12 protein-coding genes are annotated in these 13775 nt (G+C 63.7%); 4 read left to right on the top strand and 8 right to left on the bottom strand.

Going from position 1 to position 13775, the window contains the following annotated elements; translation table 11 throughout:
• Window positions 1-158 precede the first annotated feature (158 nt).
• Window positions 159-2135, top strand: coding sequence for a hypothetical protein (locus tag K1X71_04720; protein MBX7072428.1), 1977 nt, complete (start codon window positions 159-161; stop codon window positions 2133-2135).
• Here the strand turns inward: K1X71_04720 and K1X71_04715 are convergent.
• Genes K1X71_04715 through queG form a run of 3 tightly spaced genes read right to left on the bottom strand, consistent with a single transcriptional unit; the run spans window position 2132 to window position 4508 of the window.
• A complete protein-coding gene (locus K1X71_04715) occupies window positions 2132-2539 on the bottom strand; it encodes a thioesterase family protein (GenBank protein MBX7072427.1) in 408 nt (135 codons plus the stop codon). The two genes, K1X71_04720 and K1X71_04715, sit on opposite strands and share 4 nt — an antisense overlap.
• Complete coding sequence (locus K1X71_04710; protein MBX7072426.1) at window positions 2536-3318, bottom strand: enoyl-CoA hydratase/isomerase family protein; 783 nt, start codon at window positions 3316-3318, stop codon at window positions 2536-2538. The genes K1X71_04715 and K1X71_04710 overlap by 4 nt, the downstream gene beginning before the upstream one ends.
• Window positions 3319-3359: 41 nt before the next feature.
• Window positions 3360-4508 (bottom strand): tRNA epoxyqueuosine(34) reductase QueG, encoded by a 1149-nt coding sequence (queG, locus tag K1X71_04705; GenBank protein ID MBX7072425.1) that lies wholly within the window; start codon window positions 4506-4508, stop codon window positions 3360-3362.
• 165 nt (window positions 4509-4673) lie between these two features.
• Here queG and K1X71_04700 point away from each other — a divergent pair, with 165 nt between their 5' ends.
• From K1X71_04700 to K1X71_04690, 3 genes are all read left to right on the top strand, one after another.
• Window positions 4674-5072 (top strand): hypothetical protein, encoded by a 399-nt coding sequence (locus K1X71_04700; protein ID MBX7072424.1) that lies wholly within the window; start codon window positions 4674-4676, stop codon window positions 5070-5072.
• A gap of 173 nt (window positions 5073-5245) precedes the next feature.
• Window positions 5246-6403 carry a hypothetical protein gene (locus K1X71_04695; protein MBX7072423.1) on the top strand — a complete coding sequence of 386 codons (1158 nt, stop codon included), beginning with the start codon at window positions 5246-5248 and terminating at the stop codon, window positions 6401-6403.
• A gap of 107 nt (window positions 6404-6510) precedes the next feature.
• Window positions 6511-8463 carry a preprotein translocase subunit SecA gene (locus K1X71_04690; GenBank protein ID MBX7072422.1) on the top strand — a complete coding sequence of 651 codons (1953 nt, stop codon included), beginning with the start codon at window positions 6511-6513 and terminating at the stop codon, window positions 8461-8463.
• Here K1X71_04690 and K1X71_04685 read toward each other — a convergent pair.
• The 5 genes from K1X71_04685 to K1X71_04665 all read right to left on the bottom strand — a co-directional run.
• Entirely contained in the window at window positions 8460-8783 is a 324-nt protein-coding gene (locus K1X71_04685; GenBank protein ID MBX7072421.1) for a hypothetical protein, read from the bottom strand. The two genes, K1X71_04690 and K1X71_04685, sit on opposite strands and share 4 nt — an antisense overlap.
• 3 nt (window positions 8784-8786) lie before the next feature.
• On the bottom strand, window positions 8787-10712 hold the full coding sequence (locus K1X71_04680) for a PDZ domain-containing protein (protein MBX7072420.1): 1926 nt from the start codon (window positions 10710-10712) through the stop codon (window positions 8787-8789).
• 26 nt (window positions 10713-10738) lie between these two features.
• Window positions 10739-11758, bottom strand: a complete 1020-nt coding sequence (locus K1X71_04675; protein MBX7072419.1) for a S1C family serine protease — start codon at window positions 11756-11758, stop codon at window positions 10739-10741.
• Complete coding sequence (locus K1X71_04670; GenBank protein ID MBX7072418.1) at window positions 11755-13560, bottom strand: trypsin-like peptidase domain-containing protein; 1806 nt, start codon at window positions 13558-13560, stop codon at window positions 11755-11757. The genes K1X71_04675 and K1X71_04670 overlap by 4 nt, the downstream gene beginning before the upstream one ends.
• On the bottom strand, window positions 13557-13775 hold a 219-nt coding region (locus K1X71_04665), incomplete at its 5' end, for an NPCBM/NEW2 domain-containing protein (GenBank protein MBX7072417.1). The genes K1X71_04665 and K1X71_04670, both read right to left, overlap by 4 nt.

Genomic DNA, 13775 nt, shown 5'->3' with positions numbered 1-13775 from the left:
CAGATTTTGCATAGGGCTGTTCGCTGGCCAAATCGATGCGATACGATAGTGGCACGTCGCCATCGCGGGTGTGATTGAGCCACCGACTCGGCCGCGTCCCACGGTGTCGCCAGTACACATTGCCACTTCACAATGAACCAAATCAACGAGAGGATGCGATGATCTTGCCAGGATGGTCTGCCGCGCTCTGCTTGGCGATTTGCCAGCTTGCGCAACCCGCGCAGCCCGGCGCGTTGCCACCGCTGGGTCCGGCGATTGGCGCCGAGGAGCCCGAACCGACTCCCCCGGCCGACTCAGCGGCGCCGCTAGACGCATTTCCGGCCAATGCGCCCCCAGCGGCCTTCGATGCCGCTGAGCCACCCGCCGACAGCGCAGCGCCTGCACATGCCACCGATCCGCCGCTTGGTCAGCCGGCCCCGCTGGAACAGCCCGCTGCCTCTCAACCTCTGGCCGAGGTCGATCCGCATCAGCCTCTAGAATTGGGCGATCGGCTTTATCGCGCGCTGGCCGCCGCTGCTGCCAGTGGCCTGGAAGGACGCCCACTGGCGCTCACCGACGCCTTGGCGCGCGTATCCGATCCCGCCTCTCGGCTGGAGGCGGTACATGCTTATTGGCAGTTGGCGGCGAGCATGCTCGACTTTCATTTTCGCGACGTCGAGGCTCGCGCACTGGAACAGTTGCTCGACACCGTGGACGCCCGCGCCGCCAACAGCCAGCTTTCAGCCGCGAAGTCCGCGGCCGACGCGCGGCGGCAGGAAGCGCAATTGGCTGTCGTCGATGCGCAGTCGCGTTTGACGCGAGCGCTGCGAGCGCCGGCCGCCAACGAAGTCTACCTGGCGAGCGACGCGCCGCACGCGGGACCCTATAAGACCAAATTCGACCAACTCTTTCAGACCGGCGTCGCGCCGCCACAGGCCTGGCTGTTGAATCGCGTTTTGCCGTTACGGCATCAAGAGGTCCAATCGCGATGGCAAGCAACGCAGTCAGCCGAATTGGCCGCTCAACTCAGCGACGAATCGCACCGGGCCGGCGCCGAGACGCTGGCGTCGCTGCTCGACGATTTAGCCCTCGTCACCTCGGTCCGCCGCTCGCTGGTCGCCAGTCTGCGCCAATATAACGACGAAATCGCCAATTACGCTCTGGGCGTCTTTGTGGCCCCAAGCGAGGTGCAACCGGTTGCGGGCATGCTCATCAAGCCGCGCCCCGGACAACCCGGCGAAGCCGATCAAGGCGTGCGCCGCGCACAGTTCGATGAACCCGCTGCGACGCCACCGGCCGAAGCCGGCGCGAGCGGACTGACACGCGATGAGGTCGCCGATCTACTGGCGAACACGCAAGTTTTTCCTGGCCTCGTTGAGCTGGACGACAATTTGCGAGCGCAACGGCTTGTCTCGAGTCTGTACCAGGCGCCGGTGGCGGCGCCGCCGGCGCATCCCATCAACCTGCTCGATGCGCTCAAAGCGCCAACCGTCGCTTCGCAGTCGCGTCTCGATCTCATCCATAACTATTGGTTAGCCACCGAATACGCCGCTCGCAGTCGTCTCTTGGAGGATTCCGTCGCGCAATTGGAAATGTTGCGCACGGCCGCCGCGCTCGACGGGGCGGGCAAGCGGCCCTCGGCGTCAAGCGCCTTGGTGATCGCGGCGCAGGCGTCGGCCCGTGGCGACCATTTAGCCACGGAGATCGCGCTGGCCAACGAGCGCTGGTGGCTCTCCACCGCGCTGGGCAAACGCCTGAACGACGAATGGGTCACGCCGATCACGCCGCCGCACGCGGGACGATATCGCGACAAGGTAGCGCAAATCAGCGACGATCCCACCTTTGCCGTGCGCGCGCGACTCATTGCGCGCGTGTACGATGTGATTCTGGCTCAGGCCGCGGCAGTCGTCAGTGCCGACCAGGCGCGATCGGCGGCGCTAGCTGCGTTTGCACAATCTCCCGCCAATCCGCGCCCCGCGCTCAAGGCGATTAGTGCCGAAATCAACGAGACGCTTGGCCTTTGCGCCAATATCACTCGCTTCAATCATCAAATCGCCGAATACGCGCTGGCGGTTCTGCCCGCCAATATTTCGCCCGAAATCCTGGTCTCGACGTTAATCGTTAGCCCAGCGGCTTCCGCGGCGCCTCAAGGCTAGCCGTTCGGCTGTTCCACCTTGCGCTTGAGACGTTCCTTGAACCGCTCCAAGGTAATCACGGCGCGCACATGCTGGCCTTTGGCAATCAGCTCCTGTTCGTCGCGCGCCTCGATCGTCAACGTGACGAAGCGACCTTCGACCTTGGTGACCACCGCCTGGGCGGTGACGGTCATGCCCGCCGGTGTTGGCGCCAAATGCTGAAACTCAAAGCCCACTCCGACCGAATCGTCGCCGGCGTTGAGGTGCGGCGCCATGGCCTGCCAGGCCGCGGCCTCCATGAAGCCCAACAAATGCGGTGTGCTAAGCACCGGCGCGCCCCCTGGATTGTGGTGACTGACCAAATGCTCCGTCACCACGCACCGCCGATAGGTCCCTTCGATTCCCGGAGTCAGGCTACTGTTCATGGCTTGGTTGTCCGCGGATTACTTTTGCGCTGTACGATAAATTCGCCGATGGCCTCGCGCGCCATCGGATGACGAAAAGTGCGGGCGAACGCCGCCGCCGAGCGGCGATCCCATTCGGCATGCGCCACGCCAGTCCAGTTGGCGTAAAACTGTTTGGCTTCGGCTACCACATCCGCGCGCGAACCGCTCCATTTTTTGGCGAGATCACCGAGTGCGGCGTCCACTTCCAGTGACGGAACGATCTGGTCCACAAGTCCAAGAGTCAATGCTTCCTCGGCGGTGACGCTTCCACGCGCAACAAGAAACTGTCGCGCGCGGGCAGGGCCAAGCCAACTCGCCAAGCGCGACAATCCCCACGGCGGCATCCAGTTCCGCGCCAGCGGCGTGAAGCCGAGTTGCGCCTGCGGCGTGGCGATGCGCCAATCGCAATAGAGCGAAATGAGAAAACCGCCTCCCAGCGCGAACGACTCCATGACCGCGACCAGCGCCATCGGCAGCATCGCCAGCCGATCCAGTAGCCGCGCCAGTCGCATATCCAACTCGTCGCTGACAGTCGCATCCGCCGCGGCAAGCTCCTTGAGATCGGCGCCGGAGCAGAATTTTCCGTCCGCGCCGCGGATAAACAGAGTTCGCACCGCGTCAGCGCGCTGCAACGTGTCGAGATGCTCGGCCAATAACTCCACCATGCGCGCGTTGATCGAGTTGGCCCGCTCGGGCCGATTAAGCCACAACGTCGCGCACGAATCGGCGATCTCGAGATGGAGCGGCAAGTCGCGCATGGCCCGTGAGTCTAACCTGTCGCACGGCGACACAGAAGCGGCTAGTCCATCAGTGCTTCGGCCAGCGCCGCTCGCAGTTCGGCCAGCACCACCGAGTCTGGCTCCGTTTCGCAGCGTCGCTCCAATACCGCCTGGGCCGCATCACCGCCTATTCGCCCCAGCGCCCAGGCGCATGCGCCACGCACCAACGCTTCTGGGTCATCGAGGCCAAGTGTCAGTGCCCCGATCGCGGATCCCAATTTCTGATTACCCAACACGACCGCGGCGTTGCGTAACAATCCACGGCGCTTGGCGCGCCAAATGGGAGAACCGCGAAACCGCTGGCGAAACGCCTGCTCGTCCTGCGAAAACAACTCGGTCAGATCGAGCGGGTCAAGATCGGCTCGCGGCGCGAGATTTGAATCAATGGAAAGGGGCGCATGTTGATTCCACGGGCACACCTCCTGACACACATCGCAGCCGAACACCCAGTCGCCCATGCCAGGACGTAAATCAGAGGGCACGGGCCCACGCAATTCGATGGTCAGGTAGCTAATGCAGCGCCGCGCGTCGAGCACATACGGAGCGACGAAGGCGCCAGTCGGACAGGCATCCAGGCAAGCCCGGCACGTGCCGCAATAGTCGGATGCCCATGGCTCGTCGTATTCCAGTTCCAAATCCGTTAACAGCGCCGCCAGAAAGAAATAGCTCCCCAGGCCGCGATTCAACAGCAATGTGTTCTTGCCGATCCAGCCCAGGCCAGCAAGCTGCGCGAACTCGCGCTCCAGAAGCGGCGCCGTGTCGACTACGCAGCGCCAGCGCGCGTCGGGCGTCACCGGCGCAATCTCGTTCGCCACCCGCTCCACGCGCTGGCGGATCAGATCGTGGTAGTCGGTTCCCCAGGCATACCGCGACACGCGCCCCCTCCCCTGCCCTGCCACTTGTGGCGCGCTGGCTTGGTACGGTAGCGCCAGCATCACCAGCGATCGCACCCCATCCAGCACATGACTAGGATGTTCGTACGCAGCAGCGCGCCGGCTCAGGTAGTTCATCTCTCCCGCATACCCGGCAGCCAGCCATTCAGCGAACCGTTCGATTCCGCCGGGCCGCACTGCGGCACAGATGCCCACCTGGGCAAAACCCGCGCGCCGCGCCGCCTGCTTGATCTGCTCACTCAGGCCGAGTCTTGCGGTGGCGCTTGGGTGAGTCATTGAAGCACGAGGCTCGCTAGCCGCCAAAGAAGATTGAATGGCTGCCGCCCAGTGTACGCCTGTTCCGTCACGCCAGCGAGGCGTCGCGCACGTTGTGCGGCCAGCCGTTTCGATTATTCTGGAACCGAGTCGTCTACCTCTTGGGTCGAAAACAAGGCTACCACGATGCGCTCCCCTGTCACCGCTTGCCTCGTCCTGCTTGTCGCTCTTTCGTGTTCCAATATCGCGCATGCGCAGCCTTGCGGCGGCGCCGGCGTTGGCGCTTGGTTCCCCGGCTATTGGTACAACATTTACGGCATGGAATCGATCCCGTACTACCAATTGCACCCGCCGGTGTACTACAGCGTGCCGGTGCCGCGCACCTATGGTTGGAGCCCATTCGCCTATCCGCCCGGAACCATGACTCCCGAGGTGGAGATGATCGAGCCACAGGTGATGAACAATCCGTTTGTGCCGCGCGAAGACCAGGCCGCCTCCACCGACGGGCGCGTTGCCGTTCGGCCCCTGCGTGTCGCCAACCCGTTTGCGGTCGAGAGCGACGCTCAGCTATCACAGACGCAATAACACGCTGACCATGCTAGCAGTGACTAAACTGCTCTAGACACCGCGCGCGAAGCCGCTACTCTACGCCACCCCCATTTTCGGGCAAGAGCCACCGGTCCGCGCTACGCCCACTGCGGACATAATGGTCACGGACGACCACCGCGGCCGCGCCGCCGCGAAAAAAGGAGTTGGCGATGGATTGCAAACGCTGGCCGCTATTAGCACTGTTGGCGCTGACTGGCTGCCAGTCGCAAGTGCCAACGCAGAATCCCTTCTTTGCGACGACCGTGCCGCCGCCGAGTACGGCCGGAACGGCCGAGGCACCCGCGTTCGGCGCGGGCTCAATGCCCGGCGTCACGAGCGGAACACCGGCGCCTACGGCGACTCTCGGCGCGCCGGCAGGCAGCACTTTTCCGCCCGCCGTCACGGCGCCTACCTCGAATTATCCTGGCACATCACTGCCCGCGGGGGTGGCCCCACCACCGGCCGGCGCCACATCGGCGCCCGCTCAGAGCACTCCGTATTATCCGCCCGGCGGCACCTTTGACTTTCGCACAGGGTCAATCGAGCGAGCGATTGGCGAATCGCTCGCTGCGGCGAGCGAGCCCATTCCAGAATCGGCCAGCTACGATCGCGGCGCCACTGGCGGCGCCGAGCGCCCGTCACGTGCCACCATCGCGAGTACCCAAACAAGCGAGACGCAATCCGCATTGTCGCAGCCGACCGATCTGGCGCGCGGCGAACGCATTGATCGGCTCGAGTGGGCGGCTGACGGCGTCGGCGCCGCAACCGATTTGGCCACAACCGGCGGCCGCGCCAACGAGTCGCCGATTCGAATCCCCGCCGCGGCGCGAACGGAGCTTCGAATCGTCGAGTCGAGCGAGCCAGAACGCGTAGCATCCACCACAGGTTGGACGACAGGGCGGCGACGTAGCGATGAACCCGCGCAACTGGCCGTCAACGACGCTCAGATGCGCCGATTGGACAGCGCAAGCGAGCCGGCGCCCGCAGAAGATCATCGGCCGTCGCGGGTGACGCTCGCTTCGCATCAAACCCCAGCGCGCTCTACTTCCGCCTCGACCGGCGGAGAGTATCGACACGACGAACAATACCAAACCCTGTATGGCAAGTTGGAATACTCGCAGGCCAGCGACCAATGGAAACTGCGGTACATTCCGATCGATGGCCAGACCGATCGCTATGGCGGCAGCGTGGTGATCGACAACGTCGCCGCCGTCGAGGGTCACCGGCCAGGCGAGTACATCATCGCCGAGGGCGCCATCACTAGCGACAAGGCCAATGGCGCCCGCTATTCGCCCAAGTTCGCCGTGCGCAGGACGCGCGTGCAGTAGCCGCCGGCGTTCCATTGTCGGCGCGCCATCCCCTCGCGGCGCCGAGTGTCATAGAATCGCAGTGGGGAACTTTCTCTGTCCAGATTCGACGCTGCGATCGGTTCGCTATGAGCCTATTGCCCAACGGGCTAGCCAATCCCTTGCAGATGCTCACCGGCGGTTCAAACGGCTGGCGACTCGCGCGTTGGGCGGCGCAACTGCCGAAGATCGCTAGTTTTGAACCCACGCTGCAAGCGCTCTCTGATCCCGAACTGCGTAAACGCAGCCTGTCGCTGCGCTATCGCGCCAAGGCTCAGGAACCGTTGGAACGCATCCTGCCCGAGGCGTTCGCGCTGGTCCGCGAGGCGGGGCGCCGCCGGCTGAACATGCGGCACTTCGACGTGCAAATGCTCGGCGGCATGGCCATGTTCCATCGTTCCATCGCCGAGATGCAAACTGGCGAGGGCAAAACGCTCACGGCCACTCTGGCAATGTACCTGTTCGCCTTGGCGGGCAAGGGCGCGCATCTGGCAACCGTCAACGACTATCTGGCGCGGCGCGACGCCGACTGGATGCGGCCTCTCTACGACGCGCTGGCCATCTCCGTCGGAGTCGTCGAATCGAACCTGTCGCAAGACGACCGCCGCGCGGCTTATGCCTGCGATGTGACCTACGGCACCGCCAAGGAGTTTGGCTTCGATTTTCTCCGCGACCGCCTGCTCTTGCGCCGCATTCGCGAGGGGCAAAACGACATCGTCGGCCAGATGCTGGGGCTCGACGCCGCGCAAGGCGAACTGCCGGTGCAGCGTGACGCGCAATTCTGTCTGGTCGACGAGGCCGACAGCATTTTGATCGACGAGGCGCGCACGCCGCTGATCATCAGCGCCTTGCCGACCGAAGCCGAACGCATTGCCGTGCAATGCTATCGCTGGGGGGCCGAAGTCGCGCCGCAGTTCAGCGAAGCGGACCACTACGAATACGATTACGACAAGCAAAAGGCCGAGCTGAACTTTGCGGGCCGCCAACTCGCGCGCAATCTGCCTAAGCCCGAGGCGATGGACGCCGTCGGCATGTCCCACATTTATGAATATGTGCAACGCGCCATCAAAGTCTCGCGGGCCTTCATTCTCGACCGGCAGTATGTGGTGCGCGACGGCGAGATCGTGATTGTCGACGAGTTCACCGGCCGCTTGTCCGAGGGACGCAAATGGCGCGACGGGTTGCACCAGGCCATCGAAGCCAAGGAAGGCGTGGAAGTGACCGTCGACGCTGGTCAAGCCGCCCGCGTCACCGTTCAGGATTTCTTTCATCGTTATGAGCGGCTGGCGGGCATGACCGGCACCGCTGCCAGTTCGGCGCGCGAGCTGCGCAAGATCTATGGGGTGAACGTCGTGCCAATTCCCACCAATCGGCCCGCTATTCGGCAGCGTCTGTCCGATCGCGCGTTCGGTAATAGCGACGTTAAATGGGCCGCGATCGCCGAGGAAGTGCGCGAGCTCAACGCCACCGGCCGTCCGGTGCTGATCGGCACGCGCTCCATTGACAAGAGCGAACTGCTGTCGCGCCTGCTGCGCCAGATCGGCATCGAGCATCGCGTGCTCAACGCCAACAAGATCGTGGAAGAGGCCGAGATCGTCTCGCGGGCAGGGCAACTCGGCCGCGTGACCGTATCGACCAACATGGCGGGGCGCGGCACCGACATCAAGCTCGGCCCCGGAGTGGCCGAGCTAGGCGGACTGCACGTGATTTGCACCGAAATGCACGACTCGGCGCGCATCGATCGGCAATTGGTTGGTCGCTGCGGCCGGCAGGGAGACCCCGGCACGTTTCGCCAATACCTTGCGCTCGACGACGACATTTTGCTGACGGGACTCGGACCCACGACTTCCAAAAAGCTCAAAGAACGTGGCAAGGACGCGGGCGGAGGATTCGATCAACTCGCCAAACTCTTTGTTCGCGCCCAGCGCAAGATAGAACGTCGCCACTATCGCGATCGCCGCGCGCTCATGTACTTCGAACGCGAACGCAAAAAGATTCAAAAGCAGATGGGGCAAGATCCCTATCTCGACACTGCCGGCTAATCCGCCTCGCCACGACGCCGATTGGTCGGCAGGCGCGGCTTTAAGAGCGCCGCCGCTGCCAGCGCCATGAGCGCCAACACAAAATACTTGGGCCAACGCGCCAGAATGATCGCCAACAGGATGACTCCGCCAAAGAGCCATGAGGGCGCGCGCTCGAGTTGCGGCAGCGCCAGCCAAATGGCCAATAAGACCAGACCCACGCGCAACAGCGCGGCGGCCAGCGACAAATATTGTCCGCCGGTCCCAGACGCGAGATAAGCGACCAGCGCTAGCGCCAATAGCGCCAGCGCGATGATGCCCAATCGATTCCGTACAGCCATGATTTAGATGCGATCGAGCGCGTCGATCCAACGTCCCAAGTCCAAAAGCTCGTCTGCGGACAACGGCCGCTCGGTTTCGCCCAAATCCTTCCGCGTCACCGGAAACTTCATCGTCTCCAGCTTCTCCAGCCCGGCGCGAATGGCCCGGGCAGACGCCGACTTGGCGCTCGACGCGGAGTAGATGGCCAAGCGCTGAAGCGGATCGTTGTCTGGCGCTTTGCCCGCCGGCGGGGCATTGATCGCCGCGACGGCGCGAATCTTCTCGCGCTGGGCGAACGCGATGGCATATGCCAGCGAACCGCCGGTCCCCTCCCCTGCCGCCACGACACGCGCTGAGTCGATGTTGTACGATTTGATGACTTCGGCCAGCGCCCCCTGAATGAAGCGCTCTTCGGTCGGCTTCCAACCGCCAGCGTCGGCGGCCTGGGGCGCCACCAAGATCAGGTCACGCGCCTCGCACATCGGACGAAATCTTTCAATCAATTCGTCCGACTTGCCCCCCCCTGCTCCGTGCAGCCACAGCACTAAGCCGTGCGGCACGCGCGGATCGTAGTCGCTCGGCACATAGGCCACGCACTTGTTCGTGAACTCGGGAACGTTGATATCCAATTTGCCCACGCTGGGGCGCTGTTCCGCCGCGCCGGGCAGCGCCCCGTGCGACGCCGGCAGCACTGGAGGCAGATCAGTCGGCAGCGCTGCCAACTCAATTTCGGCGCTCCGCATCTCTTCGCCATGAGTCCATTGCAACTCGATCGTCTCACTTGGCGCGAAACGAGCCAGCGCTTCCCAGACCTCTTCCAGCGAATTGACAGCGTGACCGCCGATGTGCGTAATGCGGTCGCCCGGCGCCAAACCAGCGCGGCTGGCAGGGCTCTCGTGGTAGACATACCGAACCACAATGCCATGCACGCCGGTTGCCGGGTCGCGCAGCGGCAACACCCCAATGAACGGATGAGCGTACGGCGGCAACTCGCCGACCAGTTCCAAGCGGTGTTCCAAGCGCTCCTCGCCGCGCAGCACCACCAGGCTGATCTGATCGCCGGCATATCGCGGATTCAACTCACTGCGCATGGCCGCATGCGACTCGATGGCGCTGCCATCGATCTCGGCGATACGATCCCCTGGTTTGATCCCCGCGCGATACGCTGGCGAATTGGGACGCACCGCGCCGACAATCGCCGGCTCGCCGAACAGACTGGCGCTCTTGAGACTGACGCCCAATAGACCCGAGCGCAAGTCACCTTCGCGCAGCCGTGGCAGAACTTGCTCGATATGCGCCAGCGGTATGGCGAAACCAATGCCCGAGTCGTACCATTCGGCGCCGGCGACTTCGCTTTGTTCATCGGGCGACAGCGGAACCAAGATGCCGAGCACGCGTCCGTCGAGATCGACTAGCGGCCCGCCGTAGTTGAGCGGCGAGATCTTGGCGTCGGTCTGTATGGCCTTGCCCCAGATGCGGCTTAACCCGCTGATGATGCCGACCGATAGGTTCGGCCGGGCGGTATCGTATGCCTTGCCGACCGCAATGGCCCAGGCTCCGACGTGCATAGACGACTCTTCCGCCGCCTCTGGAACCGCGAGCGGTCGTTTGGCTTCAACCTTGAGCAACGTCACCATGCGATTGGAGTCAGTCCCCACCAGGCGCGCCGCGTGACGTTCGCCGTCAGGCAGCGTTACCAAAATCGAACTCGGATCTTGCGCGAAGTTGAACGCGCTGGAGACAATGTAGCCATCGGCCGAAACAATCAGCCCGGTCGTCGCGGCGGAGCCGACCTCGACCCGTCCGACCCGCTCCAAGCCGCCCACGGTCTCGATGCGGACCACCGACGGGGCCACCCGGTCGACCGCCGCGCGAAACGCCTGATCTTCCCGGCGAGTTAAATCGTCGGCGCCGGCCGCCGCGGTGACTAGCGCCAGCCAAATACACATCGCTATTCGCAAGTTAGCCAGGCGCATCATGGCGACTGCAGCGCCTCCAAGCGGATTTCGATCAGTTGATTGTCGCGCATCACGCCCAACCGCACTGGGTCGGCACGGTCGATCAGCTCCAACTCGATTTGCAGCGCCTGTATCGACTGCACCAAGCGGTCATTGACCGACACGATCAAATCGTCCGCCCGCAGGCCGCCGCGCCGCGCAACCGAGTCGAGCGCGACCCGGTCGACAAAGGGCGGGGTGCGTTCGACGACGTTCGGCACGGTGTCCAAACCCAATCGTTCCAAGCTCCAGGCCTGCGCCGGCTTCTCCGCTTCGGCGCGTGGCGCGGAAATGTATTGCCCACTCGCCAATTTGTCGATTTCTCCCACGATTTCCTCGATCGGCACGGCGTAGTTCAACCAGGCGCCGGTCGCCGCGCTACGGACTTCCTTGCCGAGAATCCCGAGTAGCGAACCATCCGCTGCAATGAGCGCCCCGCCCGCCGCGCCTGGGTTATTGGTCATGGCGTCGAGCACATAGACCGGCCCTCGATACGGCATCTCGAACACGCCGCGCCGGGCCGCGAACTGCGTTTTGGCGGCGATGATCCCATGCTGCACGCTCGCCGCCTCGTCCCCTGCGGCCACTCCAAACACATTGCTTAGCGCCAACACTCGCTCTCCCAGTTCGGCGCCGCGCGACTGGGCTAGATCGAAATACGGCAAGTCCTCGGCTTCGATTTGCAGCACCGCCACTTCGCGCTGGGCGTCGGCGCCCAATAGCTTGGCGGAAAATCGCCGGCCATCGGCCAACGTGGCTTGCACCAGATCGGTGTCGAGCACATAGCTCCAAGCGGTGAGAATCTTGCCATCGGCGGAAATCAGCATTCCGCTCTGATACGGCTCCAATCCGCGAAAGCCGCCGGCGCCCATTAGTTTGACGATTTTCGGCTGCGCCCCGGCGATTGTCTCCACAAAATCGGCGCGCGCTCCCGCGTGCGAGGAGACAAGCGCCGCCACGAGCAAGGCCCATCGGATAATGATCGCTCTCGGCGTCATCGCTCGCTCTGCTTCAAGACGGCAAACTCAGGGAAGTGGAACACGCCATAAATCTCGTCGCCGTAGCGACACTCGATCTCTCCCGGAATCGCTCGACCCTCTTGATCGTGATAGGCTCGAAAGTACAACTCGCACGGATCCTCATCGGCGACCAAAAACAGTTCGAGCGCGACGAGACGCCCCGACTGCTTGTCCAGATAACAACGCACGCGCGTGCCCGCCGCCTGCCCCAGCAGCACGTCGTACAGCGCGTCGCCAATCGGCAAGGGCGCTTCGCCTTGATACACAAGCTGGTCAAAGCCCGCCGGGCCACGCAAAAGCAGTTGTCGCCAAAAATGAAGCGCGGCCATTAGCCCACCGCTGTCCGCCGGATCGCGCGCCGCGGTCAGATCGTCGCTGATGTCGAGCCGCAACTGGCCGCCCGGCAGCACGGCCTTGACGGTCTTATCGTCCAGCGTGAACTCGGCGTCGCCAGCGGTCGCCAGTTCTCCTTTCAATCGCCAAGCGCCGGTCCAAGGCGCAAAATCGCCTTGGCCGAATAGCGACTTCAAGACGCGCGCCAGCTCGACCTCGTTAAAGTGGAAATTGGCGAATCCATCGCGCTCGGCGAACAACGCCTTCACCGCTTGCGGCATCTCCTTGGCCTGATGCGCGCCGCCGATGGGCAGTTGCTTGGGCACGGGATGCTCCCCCTCCGGCGGCGCCTCCTTTTCCCTGTCTCCCTCCGGCAACTTGGGGAGCTTTGGTCCCCCCTCATCCTCGTCGTTCGGCTTGTCCGGGTCGGGCACGCCAGGGCCGGCGACCACTTGCGCCAATTCGGCCTCGGTGTGCATCCCCGTCAGCCGCACAAAGACGCGCTGCGTTTCGCCACGGCGACGATACTCAATCGGCACGCGCCACCCATCCGGCAACACGCCCAACGCGTTTTTGAACGCGTTCACCGTGCGAATGGGCCGCCCCGCGAAACTCAACACCTCATCGCCATAACGCAGGCCGCGGCGATAAGCGTCCGAGGTTTCGAGGATGTCGCTAATCACCACGCGCCCCTGGCCGTCGCTGGCGACCACGGCGCCCAGGCTGGCATGGTCCACGACGCGCCCGCCGCGCAACGCGCCGAGGAACTTCTTGATCTGGTTGATCGAGATTGCATAGGCCACGCCCACATTCACACGGCCGCGCTTCTCGAACGAGCCACGACCATTGATGCCGATCAGCTTGCCATCCGAGTTGAATAGCGGCCCCCCCGAGTTGCCCGGATTGATCGACGCGTCGATCTGCAGGCAGTCGGCGTACTCCAAGAAACTGCCGGCCGGCGGTTGATAGCGATGCACCCCGGAGACAATGCCATAGGTCACAGTCGGACGAAAATCGGTCGCCAGCAGAAACGGGTTGCCCATGGCGAAGACCCATTGGCCAACTCGCATCTGATCGCTATCGGCCATCTCCGCGAAGGGAAACTTCTCGCGCCCCAGCAGTTTGATCAGGGCGACGTCACCTGTTGGATCGAGGCCGACGAGCACCGCATCCAGGTAACTGCCGTCCGCCAGGCCGCATTTCATCCACGCGCCAGAGGGCTTGGTCACGTGAAAATTCGATAGCGCGTAGCCGTCGGGTGTGATGACGACTCCCGATCCCCCTCCCCCACCATCAGCCGAAAAGATAGCGACCACGCTCGGCTCGACGCTCTGCATCACGGCGATCCGCCGCGCTTCGGCCTCGCGAACGAGCGGATCGACCTCGGCAAGCACAAGCCGCGGCAGCAGTAAGACGGCGAGCGACAACCACAAGAGCATGTGCTTCATCGCATCAACTTGGCCTCGCAAAGATTGAGATGATCGGCCACGTCCTGATTCTCGCCAAAGTCGACCACAATGGCCAACCGCTGCACGCCGGTGATGTCCAGGTCAATTGGCGTCGGCGCTTGACCGCCACGCGCTTCGAACTGCAGCAACCGGCGGCCATCGCCTTCAATCGCCACGACGACGTCCCCCCGCCGATCCATGCGATCGTCGATGCC

It is taken from the genome of Pirellulales bacterium (genome assembly GCA_019694455.1).
Lineage (GTDB): Bacteria > Planctomycetota > Planctomycetia > Pirellulales > JAEUIK01 > JAIBBY01.
Note: the sequence above shows the minus strand (reverse complement) of the source record. Positions and strands in the feature narration are given on the sequence as shown.

Coding starts and splice junctions, on each gene's coding strand:
- K1X71_04720 (MBX7072428.1), top strand. CDS start 159: ATGATCTTGCCAGGATGGTCTGCCGCGCTCTGCTTGGCGATTTGCCAG.
- K1X71_04715 (MBX7072427.1), bottom strand. CDS start 2,539: ATGAACAGTAGCCTGACTCCGGGAATCGAAGGGACCTATCGGCGGTGC.
- K1X71_04710 (MBX7072426.1), bottom strand. CDS start 3,318: ATGCGCGACTTGCCGCTCCATCTCGAGATCGCCGATTCGTGCGCGACG.
- queG (MBX7072425.1), bottom strand. CDS start 4,508: ATGACTCACCCAAGCGCCACCGCAAGACTCGGCCTGAGTGAGCAGATC.
- K1X71_04700 (MBX7072424.1), top strand. CDS start 4,674: ATGCGCTCCCCTGTCACCGCTTGCCTCGTCCTGCTTGTCGCTCTTTCG.
- K1X71_04695 (MBX7072423.1), top strand. CDS start 5,246: ATGGATTGCAAACGCTGGCCGCTATTAGCACTGTTGGCGCTGACTGGC.
- K1X71_04690 (MBX7072422.1), top strand. CDS start 6,511: ATGAGCCTATTGCCCAACGGGCTAGCCAATCCCTTGCAGATGCTCACC.
- K1X71_04685 (MBX7072421.1), bottom strand. CDS start 8,783: ATGGCTGTACGGAATCGATTGGGCATCATCGCGCTGGCGCTATTGGCG.
- K1X71_04680 (MBX7072420.1), bottom strand. CDS start 10,712: ATGTGTATTTGGCTGGCGCTAGTCACCGCGGCGGCCGGCGCCGACGAT.
- K1X71_04675 (MBX7072419.1), bottom strand. CDS start 11,758: ATGACGCCGAGAGCGATCATTATCCGATGGGCCTTGCTCGTGGCGGCG.
- K1X71_04670 (MBX7072418.1), bottom strand. CDS start 13,560: ATGAAGCACATGCTCTTGTGGTTGTCGCTCGCCGTCTTACTGCTGCCG.